General features: G+C 42.0%; 15 protein-coding genes. 3 read left to right on the top strand and 12 right to left on the bottom strand.

Annotated elements, in window-relative coordinates; translation table 11 throughout:
• Window positions 1–53: 53 nt before the first annotated feature.
• The 12 genes from E3K36_05700 to aroF form a co-directional block, all read right to left on the bottom strand.
• Window positions 54–1,400: a CCA tRNA nucleotidyltransferase gene (locus E3K36_05700; GenBank protein MCF6154739.1), complete on the bottom strand. Its 1,347-nt coding sequence runs from the start codon at window positions 1,398–1,400 to the stop codon at window positions 54–56.
• A gap of 587 nt (window positions 1,401–1,987) precedes the next feature.
• Window positions 1,988–3,502 carry an IMP dehydrogenase gene (gene guaB / locus E3K36_05695; GenBank protein MCF6154738.1) on the bottom strand — a complete coding sequence of 505 codons (1,515 nt, stop codon included), beginning with the start codon at window positions 3,500–3,502 and terminating at the stop codon, window positions 1,988–1,990.
• Window positions 3,503–3,892: 390 nt separating this feature from the next.
• Window positions 3,893–4,534: an endonuclease III gene (gene nth / locus E3K36_05690; protein ID MCF6154737.1), complete on the bottom strand. Its 642-nt coding sequence runs from the start codon at window positions 4,532–4,534 to the stop codon at window positions 3,893–3,895.
• A 183-nt stretch (window positions 4,535–4,717) separates the two neighbouring features.
• Window positions 4,718–4,939, bottom strand: a complete 222-nt coding sequence (locus E3K36_05685; GenBank protein ID MCF6154736.1) for an addiction module protein — start codon at window positions 4,937–4,939, stop codon at window positions 4,718–4,720.
• Between the two features lie 45 nt (window positions 4,940–4,984).
• Window positions 4,985–5,218, bottom strand: coding sequence for a hypothetical protein (locus E3K36_05680; GenBank protein ID MCF6154735.1), 234 nt, complete (start codon window positions 5,216–5,218; stop codon window positions 4,985–4,987).
• 79 nt (window positions 5,219–5,297) lie between these two features.
• Complete coding sequence (locus E3K36_05675; GenBank protein ID MCF6154734.1) at window positions 5,298–6,071, bottom strand: HNH endonuclease; 774 nt, start codon at window positions 6,069–6,071, stop codon at window positions 5,298–5,300.
• 58 nt (window positions 6,072–6,129) lie between these two features.
• Window positions 6,130–6,342, bottom strand: coding sequence for a hypothetical protein (locus E3K36_05670; protein ID MCF6154733.1), 213 nt, complete (start codon window positions 6,340–6,342; stop codon window positions 6,130–6,132).
• 224 nt (window positions 6,343–6,566) lie between these two features.
• Entirely contained in the window at window positions 6,567–8,264 is a 1,698-nt protein-coding gene (argS, locus tag E3K36_05665; GenBank protein ID MCF6154732.1) for an arginine--tRNA ligase, read from the bottom strand.
• 41 nt (window positions 8,265–8,305) lie between these two features.
• The gene (gene trpS, locus E3K36_05660; GenBank protein MCF6154731.1) at window positions 8,306–9,283 is read right to left on the bottom strand and encodes a tryptophan--tRNA ligase; all 978 of its coding nucleotides are present in this window, start codon (window positions 9,281–9,283) and stop codon (window positions 8,306–8,308) included.
• A gap of 12 nt (window positions 9,284–9,295) precedes the next feature.
• Window positions 9,296–10,483, bottom strand: a complete 1,188-nt coding sequence (locus E3K36_05655; GenBank protein ID MCF6154730.1) for an aminotransferase class I/II-fold pyridoxal phosphate-dependent enzyme — start codon at window positions 10,481–10,483, stop codon at window positions 9,296–9,298.
• A 30-nt stretch (window positions 10,484–10,513) separates the two neighbouring features.
• Window positions 10,514–11,014 carry a pyridoxamine 5'-phosphate oxidase family protein gene (locus tag E3K36_05650; GenBank protein MCF6154729.1) on the bottom strand — a complete coding sequence of 167 codons (501 nt, stop codon included), beginning with the start codon at window positions 11,012–11,014 and terminating at the stop codon, window positions 10,514–10,516.
• 3 nt (window positions 11,015–11,017) lie between these two features.
• Entirely contained in the window at window positions 11,018–12,034 is a 1,017-nt protein-coding gene (gene aroF / locus E3K36_05645) for a 3-deoxy-7-phosphoheptulonate synthase (GenBank protein MCF6154728.1), read from the bottom strand.
• A gap of 468 nt (window positions 12,035–12,502) precedes the next feature.
• On the opposite strand from aroF, the gene E3K36_05640 reads away from it, so the two are divergent.
• The 3 genes from E3K36_05640 to E3K36_05630 all read left to right on the top strand — a co-directional run bounded on the left by E3K36_05640 (window position 12,503) and on the right by E3K36_05630 (window position 15,388).
• On the top strand, window positions 12,503–14,503 hold the full coding sequence (locus E3K36_05640) for a tetratricopeptide repeat protein (GenBank protein ID MCF6154727.1): 2,001 nt from the start codon (window positions 12,503–12,505) through the stop codon (window positions 14,501–14,503).
• A 217-nt stretch (window positions 14,504–14,720) separates the two neighbouring features.
• Window positions 14,721–15,041, top strand: a complete 321-nt coding sequence (locus tag E3K36_05635) for an AbrB/MazE/SpoVT family DNA-binding domain-containing protein (GenBank protein ID MCF6154726.1) — start codon at window positions 14,721–14,723, stop codon at window positions 15,039–15,041.
• A 146-nt stretch (window positions 15,042–15,187) separates the two neighbouring features.
• Entirely contained in the window at window positions 15,188–15,388 is a 201-nt protein-coding gene (locus E3K36_05630) for a cysteine methyltransferase (protein MCF6154725.1), read from the top strand.
• Window positions 15,389–15,605 lie beyond the last annotated feature (217 nt).

Here is a 15,605-nt window from a genome sequence, read left to right as displayed (position 1 = left end):
ACTAAATTGATACCATTGTTTTAATACCGATATGATCAAAAAATATCGTTTATTTACTTGAGTACAGTTTTCATTTGAGAAATCAATGCTCTGATCACCTCAATGGCGGCATCCTTCGTTGTAACGTTGCCATCGAGTTGTTCGTCTTCAATTTTTGTTAAAATGTCTTTAAACACAGGACCGGGTCTGAGTCCCATGGCAATGAGGTCGTGTCCGGTAATCAGTGGTTTGGGTTTGACCTCTTCGTGGGTCAGTTTGCTGAACATCTCCTGACAGTAATGATAATCTGATAGGTCACCGCAGCTTGAAAGGGCATCAATCCTGCATAACTCCGCCAGTTCCGGATAGCCTTCATTTGCAAAGAGTCTCTTGAGTTTGTTCAGTCGCATCTTTTGGGCATCTTTAAAATATAAATGTTTCAGGACAAGCCAGACAATCCGCTCTTTTTCAGCATTTGATGTCTTCAGTCGATCACAAATCTTTGCAGCCATATCAGCACCCACTTTTTCGTGCAGATTGAACCGAATCCGATCCAACTCCTCAAACGTAACGGTTTTACCGATATCGTGTAATAACACCCCCATGGCTAATGTGAATGATGGTTTTTCCATCCCCTGTTCAGTAACAGGGGCAAGTTTGGACAGGCACAAGAGGGTGTGGACGAAGACGTCTCCTTCAGGATGAAAATTTTCAGGCTGTCGCACTCCTTTCATGTTGGATACCTCTGGCAATACCTCTTGCAAGAGATGGAGTTCGTCCAGGAGTTTGATGCCGATATGCGGATTAGGACCTGTTAATATCTTTTCCAGTTCTTCCCGTATGCGTTCAGCGCTGACTACATGAATATTCTTTGCAAGTTGAATAATCGCCTGTTTTGTATCGGTATGAATGGGGAAATGAAAACGGCATGCAAAGCGGACAGCCCGTATCATACGCAGCTTGTCTTCGGTGAATCGTTCGATGGGATTTCCGATAGTTCGGATAATCCCCTGAGAAATGTCCTCGCGTCCGCCAACGTAATCGAGTATCTCATTCTTTATGGGATCGTACAGCAGACCGTTGATGGTGAAGTCTCTTCGCTTTACATCGTCTTCTGGGGTACAAAAGGCTACGTAATCAGGATGACGTCCATCGCTGTAAGAACCTTCCGTGCGGAAGGTGGCTACCTCGAAGTTGTGACTATTTTTAACAACGATTACTACGCCAAACTGTACACCAACAGGGATGGTCTTCTCAAAGAGTTTCATGACATCCTGGGGAAGTGCATTGGTGGCAATGTCATAATCGGCCGATTCCTTCCCCATGATCATGTCGCGCACACAACCACCTGCAAAAAAAGCTTTATAGCCGTGTTCGTGCAGAGATTTTACGATTTCTATAGCGTTTTGTTTAACGGTCATGGATGAAGGAAACCATAAGTTTTTAATAAAAATATTTTTGCATTTTCGGCAAAAACAATTTAGCGCCGCCCTTTGTGTAAGGCGAACTTCAGTTTGCCGGATGGCGACATAATATTGCGTTCGAAATCTATTTTGTTTGACTATATATCTTTGAGGCCTGAAAGGCCGTTAGTATATAGCAGGGGGTGAAGCCCCCTGAAAATAGAATAGAACATATGCAAACCCCGAAGGGGTGAAAGAGTATTGTTATTATTTACTAATGAGATGAAAAAAATCAATCTCATGTCAGTAAGGATTTTTCTTTCGCCCCGCTGGGGCTGATTATTGTGATGTTTTCTTCTCCAGGGGCTTTCACCCCTGGCTAGATTCTTTCGTCCCTTTGGGACTCGTTGTTGTTTGATCTGTATTTATTTTATCCAGGGTTATTAATCTCTGGATATAGTCAAACAAATCTGAATTTCAAAAATTTGAGTAATAATGTAAGGAAATTAGCTGAAATATTCAAAAAATTGATGTCCTTGTCTCTCATATCCAATCGAATATAATCCTGATCGCTGAAGGCTGATTGCTGAGCGTTTACAAAAAATTTATCTCCCCATTCGTAACAAACCCAGGTGCGGTTCCTTAAAGGAGTAAAGGTTGTGGACGGCACCTTCCGTTTGTGCTGATGGTGACCGCATTTCAAAACGGAGTGTACCTTCGTAGAGTCCGTTATGAAGTTCTTGAATGTTTCTGAGCCCAAGCTCCTGCAATGAATGGAGCAGGCTTTGCATCAGGTATTGAACAAGATGGATGGCTGACCCCTTATCTACAACCGTACCGGTAACACCCTGTGCAACTTTTATCCGGTCTTCTACAGAAAGATACCTTTTTCCTCCTCCTTTTTCCATGGCTTCATGGGACGCCATACCCCGATATTTTTTCACACGAACCCCACCTTCGTAAAAATATTCACCGGGGGATTCACTGGTACCGGCAAGCAAGCCTCCCATCATAACCGTGCTGGCACCCAGAGACAATGCCTTTACAATGTGCCCAATATTAGCTATGCCACCATCCGCAATAACAGGGATGTTGGCGTATTCTTTAGAGAATTTTGCAGTATGGTACACAGCCGAGCCCTGAGCCCTTCCCACCGCAAGGGTGTCCTGTGTAATACAGATAGACCCGCTGCCCATGCCGATACGAAGGGCATCGACGCCTGCATCAATCAATGATTTGCACTGTTTGGCGGTGACTACATTTCCTCCCACCACATCGAGCTGCGGGTATTTTTGCTTGATGTATTTGATCGTGTTAATTTGAAAAACAGAATCACCCTGTGATGAATCAATAACGATAACATCGACACCTGCTTTCACCAGTTCAGCTAGTCGTTCTTTATCATCTTCCCGTGTAGAAAGCGCTGCCCCAACGAGGAGTTGTTTGTCCCTGTTTTTCGATGCAAAGGGGAAGTCCTCATTCTTCAATAAATCGGTACGACTCATGAGAGATACAAGACGGCCTTGCTTATCAACAAGGGGAAGTTTTCCCTTCTTGCTTTCTTTGAGTATTCGGTTCCCCTCGGCAAGGGAAATACCGGCTGGTGCAGTAACCAATTGGGTGGTCATCACCTCTTTTAATTTTTTAGTTCGGTTTTCCTCAAAATCAATATCCCTCTTGGTTACGATACCAACAAGTTTCGAGTTTAATGTGCCATCCTCAGTAATTGGGATACCTGAAAAGCCATAGGTTTCTTTGAGGGTGTCTACATCCCGGATGGTGTGGTTTGGGCTGAGGACTACAGGTTCTGTAATAAATCCATTCTCGAATCTTTTGACCCGACGCACTTCTTTCACCTGTTCCTCAATACTGTTGTTGTAATGAATGATACCGATACCCCCAAGCATGGCCATACTGATAGCCATCCTTGATTCAGTTACGGTATCCATGGGAGAGCTCACCACGGGTCTTTTGACCTTTATGTTACGGGTCAAGTTGGTTTCAAGACCGATCTGGTCGAGAGTAAAGTCAATATGACCTGGCAGCAGGATAAAATCATTATAGGTGATTCCCCCCTGGCGTTCAAAAAATGTTTTGGCGTCCAGTCCGTTGGGTGACATGAGAGTTATTTCATTACCTCCAATAGTTGTTATTATTACACGGTAAATGTTTTTTGTAAGTTTTCCTATTAAAGATGATTAGTATCTTCCAAAGATACTTTTGACATTTTTAGCAAAAAGTATTAACCCTGTCAGGGTTTAAAACCCTGACAGGGTTGACTCACGAATTTCGTGTTTCTGATTTTGTCTTTTCCGACTCGTTCGGATTAGGAAATTTAAGTTGTGTTTTGTTAAGTTTAAAGGTGTAAGTTATTGCTGGTAATTTCAATATAGTATACAGATCAACGCCCCTGTGTGCAAGACGGGTGTTTATACATTTTTCCGTTCCTTTCCTGTGACTGTAGAGTGTTTCTGTATGAATGCACAAGGTATTATAGTTATCCCCTGGTACTATTTGCTGTTGTACGTTTTTTCCGGCGAGTTGCACAACTTTTCCACTGCGCATTCATTGCAGAGTGGCTTTCGTGCAATGCAGGTGCGTCGTCCGTGGGTTCCCAGGACAAGGCATGATCGTGTCCATTTTTCCTGGGGAATGATCTTGCAGAGTTCCTGTTCGACCTTGTCCGGATCGTTAGACCTGGCAAGTTCTAGGCGATGAGAAACGCGGAAGACATGGGTATCCACGGCTATGGCCGGTCTCCCAAAGACATTTCCTAAGAGCACACTGGCAGTTTTTCTTCCTACCCCTGGCAAGGTTACGAGGTCTTCCATGGTATCGGGTACATTCCCTTTAAATCTTTCGACGAGTTCTTTCGCGCAGGCAATAATGTTTTTTGCCTTATTTTTATAAAAACCAGTAGTGCGGATTTCCTGCTCAAAGATCGCTTGCTTCTCATTGGCATAATCCCGCGCTGTCTTGTATTTTTTGAACAGTGTTTCTGTTACTTTATTGACCCTTTCATCGGTACACTGTGCGGCAAGGATGGTAGCAACAAGTAATTCCAGAGGATTTTTGTAATGGAGTACAAGCCTTGCATCCGGGTATGCCTTTTCAAGGAGTGATAGTATCTTTTTTACACGTTCTTCTGACATGGTATTATATTGAATTTATGCAGATTGGACGTCAAGCGATCTGTATTAACCTGTTTGCATAGTCCTTACCCGCTGTTGGCGGGGGCAGCGGTTTTCCATCTTTTTTGTAAAGCTCAATTGTTTCTTCAACTATTTCACAGAGTTCCGCGAATTCCGCTCGAGGCTTGATGAAAATTTCAAGGTTCATTTTTTCTTCAATATCCTAGTCTTTACTTCTTTCCATGCAGAGCCTTGTTCTGGATTTGCTTCATGCTCTCTAAGACGTTCGTCCAATATTTTTTTGTGAGAGTCCGGAACTGGTAAAGCATCTTCTTGTAAAGATAAAGACTCCCACAGCTCATTGATAAGCAAAAGCTTCTCGGAATTGGATAATTTTTTTAATTGTGGTATTGTATCTATAATCATAAGAGAATTTTAAATTATTTTAGAGATTTATTCAATATCCTATTTTCAGGCCAAGTTTAAGCGGATGTATCTGATTTCCCTGACAGTGATGTTGAATGCTTGGATGTGCACGTCGTAATCTTTCGGCGCACAAGCTACGAGTTCATCCACCGCCTGTTTGAGAGGGACGAATGCGGCATCACCGCTGAGCCAGTGAGAAATAGGTGTGATCTTCGGGAGATTGAATGTCGAAGGATGGAGAAGAGATTGGAAGTTTTTATCAAGATCGTTGGTATTCATATTTCTTTGTCTCCTTTTGCTAACGGCTAGCTTGACAGGCGCGCATGAAGCACCAGCGAAATGCGCGTCCTCGCCCAAGCTATGGTTCGGTATTTTCTGCTTTCCAGAAACGCAATTCCCTGTTTGTCGGTTGTATCAACTGTCCGCCTTTGGAAAGGTTGCACTCTTTGCACAATAATTGAAAATTTGTGGGATCGTTACAGCCCCCCTGTGATAACGGAAGCATATGGTCAAGGTGATACTGATTGTAATGAAATACTTCACCAGAAACGTCTTGGCCACAGGAGCGGCAATGCCCTATATCCCGATGGTAAATAGCTTTCTCAAGCCATCTGGGCAGGTAATTTGGTCTGTGGAATTGCCCCTCGTTGTTGAGCCATTCAGTGCCTAGCGCATGCTCTGATTCTTTGAGAGTATCCCGGATCAGTTTCTGGAACTCGAAAAGAAACTCGACATCCCGAAAGAGCAGTTGGAAAGCTGCCTCTGCTGTTATCTTTATACTCGTTCCCAGCATCTGTTGAAAATTATCAAAGTGTAAATCTATTTCAGCCTCGTTGAGCCAATTTGGCGGCAAGACGCCAGATAATTTTATGTAGTTCGAAAAAAACTCGACGTTTTCCTTCAAAGGCAGCACATCGAGTTCTTGGTCAATACTTGCCTTCTCAAAGTCAAAGATTGCTGAGTGCAACAGCGTCCATTTATGCGGCGTTGCTGCTGTCGCCCAGTAGTCTCTGTCTACTGGTCCTAAATAGCACGGCCCCGCATAGTCATAGTATCCAGCCATGCCGTAGACGGATTTTACAAGCCTTTGAGCAAGATCATAGCCAGGGGAGATGTTGTAGAATTGATTCATCGTTTTAATGCCGAACAATAATTATACAGTCTGTATAAAACGGCAAACACAGACTGTTTCAATATATATAAGAAGTTGCCGTGCTTCTTATCACGCATTGTAACTTGACCCAATGACAATAGGTCTGCTCCGTGCGTCGGCTGTAATGACGAGGGCGGAGGGCTTCACGAAGACGGTCCAAGAGTTTCGGCTTCCGCTCCGTTTCCGACTTGCCTGATGGACATTTGATGGTTCTGTTCGAACTTGTTGTTGCGGAGCAAGCTTCCTGCATGGTCTTCACTCCTTGGCGAAGTCAAGATGATAGGAAATTGCTTTTCCTTTAAAAAGTATAATAATACGAAAATAATGAAGAATGCAAGTTTTTTTGGTTTTTCTGAAGAATGAACGGGAGGGAATCTCTCCTTGTTGGCCGATAATAGGTGTTCTAGCAAATTCTTGTGTCATAATTTATGCTAATTTTGAGCTACAATCAAAAGGGATGGAATTAATATGCATTTACATCCGATCTGGCGTTTGCATCCCAAGGATTTTTAAGCCGTTCTTTATAACTTGACCTGTGGCATCTACCAGCAATATTCTTGCCTTGGTCAGTTCCACATCATCCGACAAGACGCGATGGGCATTATAAAATCTGTTCAGACTGCCACACACATCAATGAGATAATTGCAGATCAAAGAGGGTTCGTAAAATTCGGCTGCCTTCATGATTACCGTGGGATATTGCCCTAAATATTTTATCAGGATGATAGCCTCATCTTCTTTCAATAATTCAAATTGTATGTCTGCCGTTACAGGCTTCCCATATTTTCTCAGGATACTGCAGAGACGGGCATGGGTATACTGGATATAAGGGCCTGTTTCACCCTCGAAATTTAGTACCTCATCCCAATCAAAGACTACGTCCTTGCTGCGTTTCGTGCAGAGATCGGCGAAGATGACGGCCCCAATGCCCACTTCCTTTGCCACGGTCTCTTTATTTTCCAATGATGGATTCTTCTCCTCAATAATTTTTTTGACCCGTTCAACGGCTTCAATTAACAGGTCCTCCAGTAAAATGACTTTTCCCTTGCGGGTAGACATCTTGCCGTCTTTAAATTTCATGAGTCCAAAATCCACATGTACACAACGGCTTGCCCAGTCGTATCCCATTAACTCCAAAACCTTGAAAAACTGATGAAAATGCAGCTTTTGCTCAGAACCGACCACGTAAATCATCCTGTCAAAGTCGTAGGTCTTCTTCCTGTATTCTGCGGCTGCAATATCGCGGGTGGCGTAAAGCGTGGTATCGTCTTTTTTGCGAAGAAGACATGGGGGCATGTTGTAAGGCTCCAAATCGACGATCAGTGCCTGCTCGCTAACCCTGGTTAGTCCCTTTTCTTTAATCCTCGTTATGGTATCTTCAACCATCGTATTGTAAAAACTCTCACCGACGAAGGCATCGAAGTGTATCCCAAGCATATCGTAAATCTTCTGAAATTCTTTTAAGCTGATGTCCTTGAAGTGCTGCCAGAGGTCTTTTGCCTCAAAATCTCCGGACTCGAGCTTTTTGAACCATGCCCTTGCCTCGTCTTCTAAACCCGGATTCTTTTCTGCCTCCTGATGAAATTTTACGTAAAGGTTATTCAGATCGGTAACGGTGTAAGACTTATGGGCATTTTCACTTCCCCACATTTTATAAGCAACAATCAATTGCCCAAATTGGGTTCCCCAATCGCCAAGGTGATTGATCCCAACGCAGGTATAACCAAGGGTTTTATAAATATTGCAAATGGCATTTCCTATCAGTGCGGATCGAAGGTGGTGAACGGCAAGGTGTTTTGCAATGTTTGGAGAAGAGAAGTCGATAACAACCGTCTTTCCTTTGCCAAGGGTCTTATTACCGTATCCGTCGCGTTCTTTGGAAATAATTTTCAACGCTAGCTCTGATAATGTTACTTTGTCCACGAAAAAGTTTATATAAGGGCCAACGGCCTTTATCTCTGTGATTGGGGGAATGGTATGTAATGTATCCGACAGTTCTGTGGCGATGATGTTCGGGGACTTTTTCAATATTTTTGAGAGGGTGTAGCAGGGGAAGGCGTAATCACCCATTTTGAAGTCAGGGGGTATTTCAATAAGTTTTTCTATTTCGTGTTCTGGAAGGTTTGTTCCCTCTTTCAATACCGATACGATATTCTTTATAAAATAATCCATTTTAAGCTTTTCCCTGTGGCCTCTGGGGTTAATCTTTTTTGTTACATCAACCCCATCTTCTTTTTCACTTCAACCATGGTGTTTTCTGCCATACCCTTACATTTCTTTGCACTGGCATGCAATAGTTCTAAGAGATAATCTGGGTCATGTATCAATTGCTCGTACCTCATGCGGATGGGAGCCAGGGCTTCAACGATATTATCAGACAAGATCTTTTTGCATTCGATACAGCCGATTTCTGCAGAGCGGCACACTACGTTGATACGATCAATCTGGTCTTTTTTGGAAAAATGCTTATGCAAGGTGAAGAGGTTGCAGATGTCGGGATTGCCGGGGTCGGTGCGTCTCTTTCTGTTCTCATCGGTTACCGCCGTGGAGAGTTTCTTCCAGATCGATTCAGGGGTTTCCACAAGTGAGATATAATTTCCCAGGCTCTTGCTCATCTTGGTTTTGCCATCGAGCCCCATAATCCGCGGGGCTTCTGAAAGGACTTCGGCCGGTTCGGGAAATGTTTCTCCGTATCTCATATTAAACTTTCGGGCAATCTCCCGTGCCAGTTCAATGTGCTGTACCTGATCCTCGCCTACGGGTACGGCTTCACCTTTGTAAAGGAGGATATCCGCAGCTTGCAAAACAGGATATGTAAATAATCCTGCATTGATATTTTCCCTGTGCTGCTTTGACTTGTCTTTAAATTGGGTCATGCGTTCCAAATGACCCATGGGGGTTACCGTGTTGAGTATCCAGGCGAGTTCCGTGTGTTCGGGTACGTAGGACTGGACAAAGATGATGCACCGTTCCGGATCAAGCCCTGCCGAAATATTAACAGCCGCAGCGTTCAGGATACGCTTTTGCATCTCTTCAGGCTTATATTCAATGGTAATTGCATGATAATCCACGATGCAAAAGATGCAGTCGTACTGATCAATCATCCGCACCCAGTTCTTGATAGCCCCCAGGTAGTTGCCGATGTGTACGTCCCCGCTGGGTTGAATCCCGCTAAATAATCGCTTTTTCATGAAATCTTTCCTTTAGAGAACCTTTGGCAATATCTTTTTGATCCGTCGCGCAGCTTCTTTTGTATCTTTGATACTGGGTACAAGGGCGAATCGTACATAACCTTCGCCTGGGTTCAGTCCGGTTTCTGTCTTGTCGCTAATCCATGCCCCGGGAGTTGTTACAATGGCAATATCGGGAGAAAGGAGTTTCCGGGCAAAATCGACAGATGTCATGCCCGCGGGTACCTTTTGCCAGAGATAAATCGTTGCTTCCGGAGTGCAATCGGTGAGGTTGATATATTTAAATGCGTCCACCAGTAAATCCCTTTTGATCCTGTATTCCGTTCTCATCTTTTCGACATGGGTCTCGTCACTGAGGGCGGCAATTGCCCCGTCTTGTATAAACGTGGCCGTACCAGAATCAATATTTGTTTTTACTTTTTTAAATATATCAATAATTTGCTTATCGCCTACAACCCATCCAACCCGGTAGCACGTCATGGCGCTCCTCTTGGAGAAAGAATTAAATACGATAACTCCCTCTTTTGTAATCTCAAGGATACTGTGCGGGGGTTCCTGGAAATAAATCTCACTGTAGGCCTCGTCCGAAGCGACGATTATATTATATTTTTTACAAAATTCGACAATTTCTTTCAGGTATGATAAGGGTGCTACGGCTCCTGTGGGACTGTTCGGATAGTTAATCCACATAATCTTTGTCTTCTTGCGAACCTCTTCCGGGATGGGTATTGGGTCCATCAGGAATTTATTTTCTGCTAAAAGGGGCACATAATAAGGAATCCCTTCGGCGAATAATGTACCTCGCGTGTAAGGTGGGTACCCCGGGGAAGGGATGATGACATAATCACCGGGATTAACGATTCCCTCGGGAAAATTGAATACCGCCTCTTTTGAGCCGATGGTGGATGAAATCTCCGTAGCCGGATCCAATTGTATGCCAAACCTTTTCTGAATCCACTGGGCGATCGACTGCCGGAATTCTGGAGTGCCAATGTAGCTCGGATAACCTGAAGATCTCCTGAGCGTTATTCCTTTTTGTGTTGCCTTGCGCACAATATCAGGGGTTGGCACTGTAGGATCACCAACACCAAAGTCAATCGGGGTAATCCCCAGCACTTTTAATTTTTCGACTTCTTTGTCTACTTCTGCAAAGGCATAAGCGCCAATAGACTGTAATCTCTTTGATGCCGTGATCTCCATAAATTATATCCAGTTCCTTTCGTACTTTTGTTATTTTTTTGATGGGTCTGTAACAGATGGTTTAACAGGACTTCTTTTGGCAGTCATTTCCCTGATTTCTATTTCGAGCACATTTGTTTTATTCAGCATTGTATCGGTGAAGGGAACTTTGGGATTTTGTGGCGCATACTTTTCGGCAAGTTTCTGGAGGGCGTAATTCTTCGCATTGACTTCAGAAAGTATTTTTATGTTACCAAACATAATAACAGATCTGTAAGCGACGGAAGATCCACAAGTAGGCTGCTTTACAATCACATTTTTGACTTCTTCCACCTCAAAGCATACGTTCGGATTAATTCGGATGTTTTCAAGCTTTCTCCCTTCATTTGCACAGTGAAGGAATATTTTGGCGGTTTCTTTGTCATACGTAAAATTCATGGGTGTGATATAGGGGATCCTATTTGCGCACGTTCCCAATCTTCCCACCATGGACGATAAAAGAATCTCCTCGATTTCGTTCTTATCCGTTATTTCTTTGTCTTTTCTTCTCACTGTTTATATTTTTCTTCCGACAGCTTCTGCTACAGGTTTTAGCTCTTCCATGAGTTCTTCAAAGGCTTCAAGGGTAATCGTTTGCGGCCCGTCCACAAAGGACTTCTCCGGATCCGGGTGAGTCTCAATTAACAAGCCGTCTGCACCCACTGCCACGGAGCCCTTGGACATCGGATTAACAAGGCTTCTCTTTCCTGTTCCATGACTGGGGTCCACAATGACGGGCAGATGTGTCATTTCCTTGAGTTGTGGCACAATACTCAGCGACAATGTAAAGCGTGTATAGGTCTCAAAGGTTCGAATACCCCTTTCGCACAGAATGACATTGGGATTATTTTGTGCCAGGATATATTCTGCTGCCAGGAGAAATTCGTCAATCGTGGCAGACATTCCCCGTTTTAAAATCACAGGTTTGCCTGATTCACCCACGGCGCGCAGGAGTAAAAAATTCTGCATGTTGCGGGTTCCAATTTGTAATATATCGGAGTATTTGCTCACTAATTTTACATGCTCAGGTGTAAGTACTTCTGTCACAATGGGCAGGCCAGATGCTTCCCGGGCGTGAGCTAAATGTACGAGACCCTCTTCCATAAGACCCTGGAAGGTATAGGGATTACTACGGGGTTTGAATGCGCCACCCCGTAATGCAGTTGCACCCGCATCTCTGACCCTTTTTGCGATTTCAATTATCTGCTCTTTACTTTCAATAGCGCATGGTCCTGCAATAACGGCGACTTCTTCACCGCCAATTTTTTTCCCATTGTTCAGATGAATGATCGTTCTAAAATCTTTTCCTTCTTTACTTGCCAGTTTATATGGCGCAAGAATTGGGACTGATTTTTCTACACCTGGCATCACGTCCCAAAAATCAGCGGGTAATACCCGTTCATCTCCAATAACCGCAATTACGTTTCGGTTCGTTCCCTGTAACAGAACCCCCTTTAATCCGGCCTTTTCTATGCTTTCAAGGACATGATTTATATCCTTTTTTGCCGATTCGGCCTTCATTACAATAATCATGAGCTACACCTCCACCAAAATTTGTGGGCAAAAAAAAGCCCCAAAACCAACGGTTTTAGGGCAATATATCAACATCTTACTAATTTAATATCGAACCCTAAGAACCCCCTCGTTTATAATAGTATCTAAAGTAATAAATTACCCAATAAAATCTGCAATGTTTTGGATTATTACTGAGGATATTCATAACCGAATCATATAAATAAGGAATTAATATAGCTCAAATTTTACATAACACAGTTTTATTGTCAAGTGTAATTTTTTTAATGTCTTATCCTTATAAGTTTTACGTTGAAAATACAAATACTTTGGTATATTGTTTGATTCAATTCTTTCATATATGCATATATGCATTTATGCATTGTTTGTGTACGTTCAAAATAGGATTGAGAAAATTTGAAAAAGAGTCTCCATATTTTTTGCTTATTGCTACCCTTTTTTATATCGATTTTTGTTTATCTAAACTGTTTGCAACACTCCTTTGTTTACGATGACGAGTCTACTATTATTAATAATTATTTCATACGGCAGTGGAGTAACCTCTCAAATCTTTTTACCCGCAAATACTTCGTCCTTTCAGCCGAATTGACGTATCGCCCTGTAGTAACTTTGTCTTATTTTATTGATCATACCTTCTGGCATTTGAATCCGCTGGGGTATCATCTTACCAATATTCTCCTTCACGCTGCGAACAGTACACTTCTCTTTGTTTTTGCCTTTCAAATATTTAAAAAAAGGACGACGGCTTTCATCTCAGCGCTTTTTTTCTCTTCATATCCAATCTTTTCGGAAGTGGTCAATGCCGTTGGCTTTCGGGAAGACCTCCTGGCATTTCTGTTTTTGATTCTGGCCTTTATCTTTTATCTGGAGTCAAATAAGCGAAGATACATTCTCTATTACTCTCTATCCCTATTTTGCTATTTTTTGAGCCTCTTTTCCAAAGAAATGGCAATTACTTTGCCTTTGTTGATAGTTTTGTTTGACGTTGTTTTTCAAGGTCTTTTACTCAAAAAAACCTTTTCTGGTGGAGAAAGTAGGTTCTCATATTTCAAACCAAAATTTCCCCATTATTACATGGGATTTATTTTGATCACTATTTTTTATATACTAAACCGGTTTTTCTTTTTCTATAATCCCTCTGAATCACAAATCTCTTATCCACATGATAGCCTTTTCGTCAACTTTCTGGCCATGACCCGTGTGGTGGCTTATTACGTAAAACTTCTTTTCCTGCCTTTTCAATTGAATGCCGATTACGTAGTCCCTTTTTCTGCATCGCCTGCCGAAACCTCATTTTGGTTGTCTGGTTTACTTCTTATCGTAATAGGTATAGTTACATTCCGGCTACGATCCCAGCATAGGTATGTTTTCTTTTTTATCCTCTGGTTTTTTGTCACACTCATCCCCGTAATGAATAGTATTCCATTGGGGAATATCATGGCAGAGCGTTATTTGTATATACCAGGTGCTGGTTTTAGCATGATCATTGCCAATTTACTATCAAAGCTCAGTAAACAGGGTGTTACAAACCTCAACCAAAATGGTACTCATGCTTCGCCATTCTTGTTAAAAGGAGGGAAATTGTCAAGTTCCCTTTATCCTTCACCTCTCCCCGCAGGTGGGGGAGGAATAAGGTGGGGGGGATTTTCGCCTTTTTTTAACGTAACAGGTTCATTATTCGTCTTCATATTATTTTTTATTTTAACGGGAAATGCCTACCTAACTTGTAAGAGAAACAATGACTGGAAGGACGGCCTGCAGTTATGGTCGAAGACGGTCTTAACCTCACCAAACAGTTTCAGGGCCCACATTAACTTAGGGAACGCTTATGAAAAAAGAGGATTTAATGCCTCTGCCCTGGAAAAATACAATAAGGCATTAACAATTGATCCAAACGATGCAGATGTTTACAATAACATTGGCATTTATTATGATAAGATGAATCTTTCTGATGAGGCGATTCAATACTACGAAAAATGTCTGGCCATAGATCCCAGACACACAAAAGCACACAATAATCTGGGAGTGGTATTTACCAGACAAAGGCGGTTCGATGATGCAATTCAAGCGTTCAGTCAGGCCATTTCCATAAATCCTTTATACCCTGATGCCCATAACAATCTGGGCATAGTTTATTACAGAAAAGGACTCATAAACGAGGCCGAGCGTGAGTTCAAATTAACCATTAGTATAGAACCTTACCACGCCGAAGCACACAACGACCTCGGCATTTTGTACAACGACAAACACCAATATGACGATGCCATTCACGAATTTGAGACAGCTATACAGATAAAACCTGACTATGCAAATGCACACATGAATCTGGGGGCAGTTATCCTCAAACACAGGAAGGACAGAGACACGGCCCTATTTCACCTGAAAGAAAGCTTGAAGATAGACCCACAGCAGGAACAGGCAATGGGAATAAAGAAACTTATAGAGCAACTGGAAGATACTACCGAGTGAAATTGTCTGTAACAAAAAATTTTACAACATGTCAAAATTCTGGTAATTCCATTTTATTCCTTTTACTTACGCATGAGTTGGTCACAATTTGGTCACCGTTATTATACAATACAAATATATTGAAATACATGAATAGAGATGATAGTTTTCTAAAATAATTTTACAATTTTACTATGAATCAAAGTTTTTATAATATGAGTTATGGGAATCTCATAAAATGAAGACATTAACAATATCTCAAAAAGGACAGGTTGCCATACCGAAAGAGGTCAGGGAAATATTGCATATAAAGGCAGGAGACCAGTTGGCTTTTCGGGTGGAGAAGGGAAAGATTATATTAGAGCCGGCAGTGAATATCCCACGTTCACAGGCATGGTTTTGGACTTCCAATGTACAAAAGAAGGTGAAAAAGACCGATAAAAACTTCAAGGAGGGTAATTTTAAAACATATGAGATAGATACATTTGTTAAGGAACTAAACACAATTCATTGCAAATCCACAGGCTCGAAGGATCTGATTTCTGGGAGTTTTACGTAGATAAAGGGTATCGGTGTGTATTTAAACAAGAAGGAAATGTGCATAAACTTTATTAGGTAAGTACACACGATATAATTGATAAGTTTTGAATGTTATACTGAAACTGTATAATAACTCGTTATCTCTCAATAAATAAGGTGGTGATTATGTTTTTAACTGAAATAGAGAAAATGTCTACCATTGAACGTTTACAAGTAATGGAAGAGTTATGGGACTCATTATGCAAAGAAGAAATTGAATCTCCGGAGTGGCATAAAGATATTCTCAAAGAAAGAAAAAAGAAAATTGAAAAAGGTGATGTTGAATATATTTCTCTGGAGGATTTAAAAGGCAGCCGTCATCGATGAAAGTAAGAGTAGAAAATGATATCGTAAAAGTAATTGCAGTCCTGGACATGAGTCGAAACCCCTTTTTCAAAAAACTAATTTTTACGTTATACCTAAATTCTGCAAATGATTTTCGCGTAGCAAAAATCGGCCTTCCATAATACCCTTACTACGCAAAAATCAATAATAAACTTCAATATTTGGCGGTTTGCGGAGTTACCCGGTGGCGTTATAGGCG

The sequence above is a fragment of the Candidatus Brocadia sp. genome, from assembly GCA_021646415.1.
In the GTDB taxonomy this organism is placed as follows: Bacteria; Planctomycetota; Brocadiia; order Brocadiales; family Brocadiaceae; genus Brocadia.
The sequence above is the reverse complement of the archived record's forward strand: the minus strand, read 5'-3'. Positions and strand labels throughout refer to the sequence as shown.

What these genes read in the sequence shown, in the direction of transcription:
- E3K36_05700 (MCF6154739.1), bottom strand. Translation starts at nt 1,400, where the DNA reads ATGACCGTTAAACAAAACGCTATAGAAATCGTAAAATCTCTGCACGAA.
- guaB (MCF6154738.1), bottom strand. Translation starts at nt 3,502, where the DNA reads ATGTCACCCAACGGACTGGACGCCAAAACATTTTTTGAACGCCAGGGG.
- nth (MCF6154737.1), bottom strand. Translation starts at nt 4,534, where the DNA reads ATGTCAGAAGAACGTGTAAAAAAGATACTATCACTCCTTGAAAAGGCA.
- E3K36_05685 (MCF6154736.1), bottom strand. Translation starts at nt 4,939, where the DNA reads ATGATTATAGATACAATACCACAATTAAAAAAATTATCCAATTCCGAG.
- E3K36_05680 (MCF6154735.1), bottom strand. Translation starts at nt 5,218, where the DNA reads ATGAATACCAACGATCTTGATAAAAACTTCCAATCTCTTCTCCATCCT.
- E3K36_05675 (MCF6154734.1), bottom strand. Translation starts at nt 6,071, where the DNA reads ATGAATCAATTCTACAACATCTCCCCTGGCTATGATCTTGCTCAAAGG.
- E3K36_05670 (MCF6154733.1), bottom strand. Translation starts at nt 6,342, where the DNA reads ATGCAGGAAGCTTGCTCCGCAACAACAAGTTCGAACAGAACCATCAAA.
- argS (MCF6154732.1), bottom strand. Translation starts at nt 8,264, where the DNA reads ATGGATTATTTTATAAAGAATATCGTATCGGTATTGAAAGAGGGAACA.
- trpS (MCF6154731.1), bottom strand. Translation starts at nt 9,283, where the DNA reads ATGAAAAAGCGATTATTTAGCGGGATTCAACCCAGCGGGGACGTACAC.
- E3K36_05655 (MCF6154730.1), bottom strand. Translation starts at nt 10,483, where the DNA reads ATGGAGATCACGGCATCAAAGAGATTACAGTCTATTGGCGCTTATGCC.
- aroF (MCF6154728.1), bottom strand. Translation starts at nt 12,034, where the DNA reads ATGATTATTGTAATGAAGGCCGAATCGGCAAAAAAGGATATAAATCAT.
- E3K36_05635 (MCF6154726.1), top strand. Translation starts at nt 14,721, where the DNA reads ATGAAGACATTAACAATATCTCAAAAAGGACAGGTTGCCATACCGAAA.
- E3K36_05630 (MCF6154725.1), top strand. Translation starts at nt 15,188, where the DNA reads ATGTTTTTAACTGAAATAGAGAAAATGTCTACCATTGAACGTTTACAA.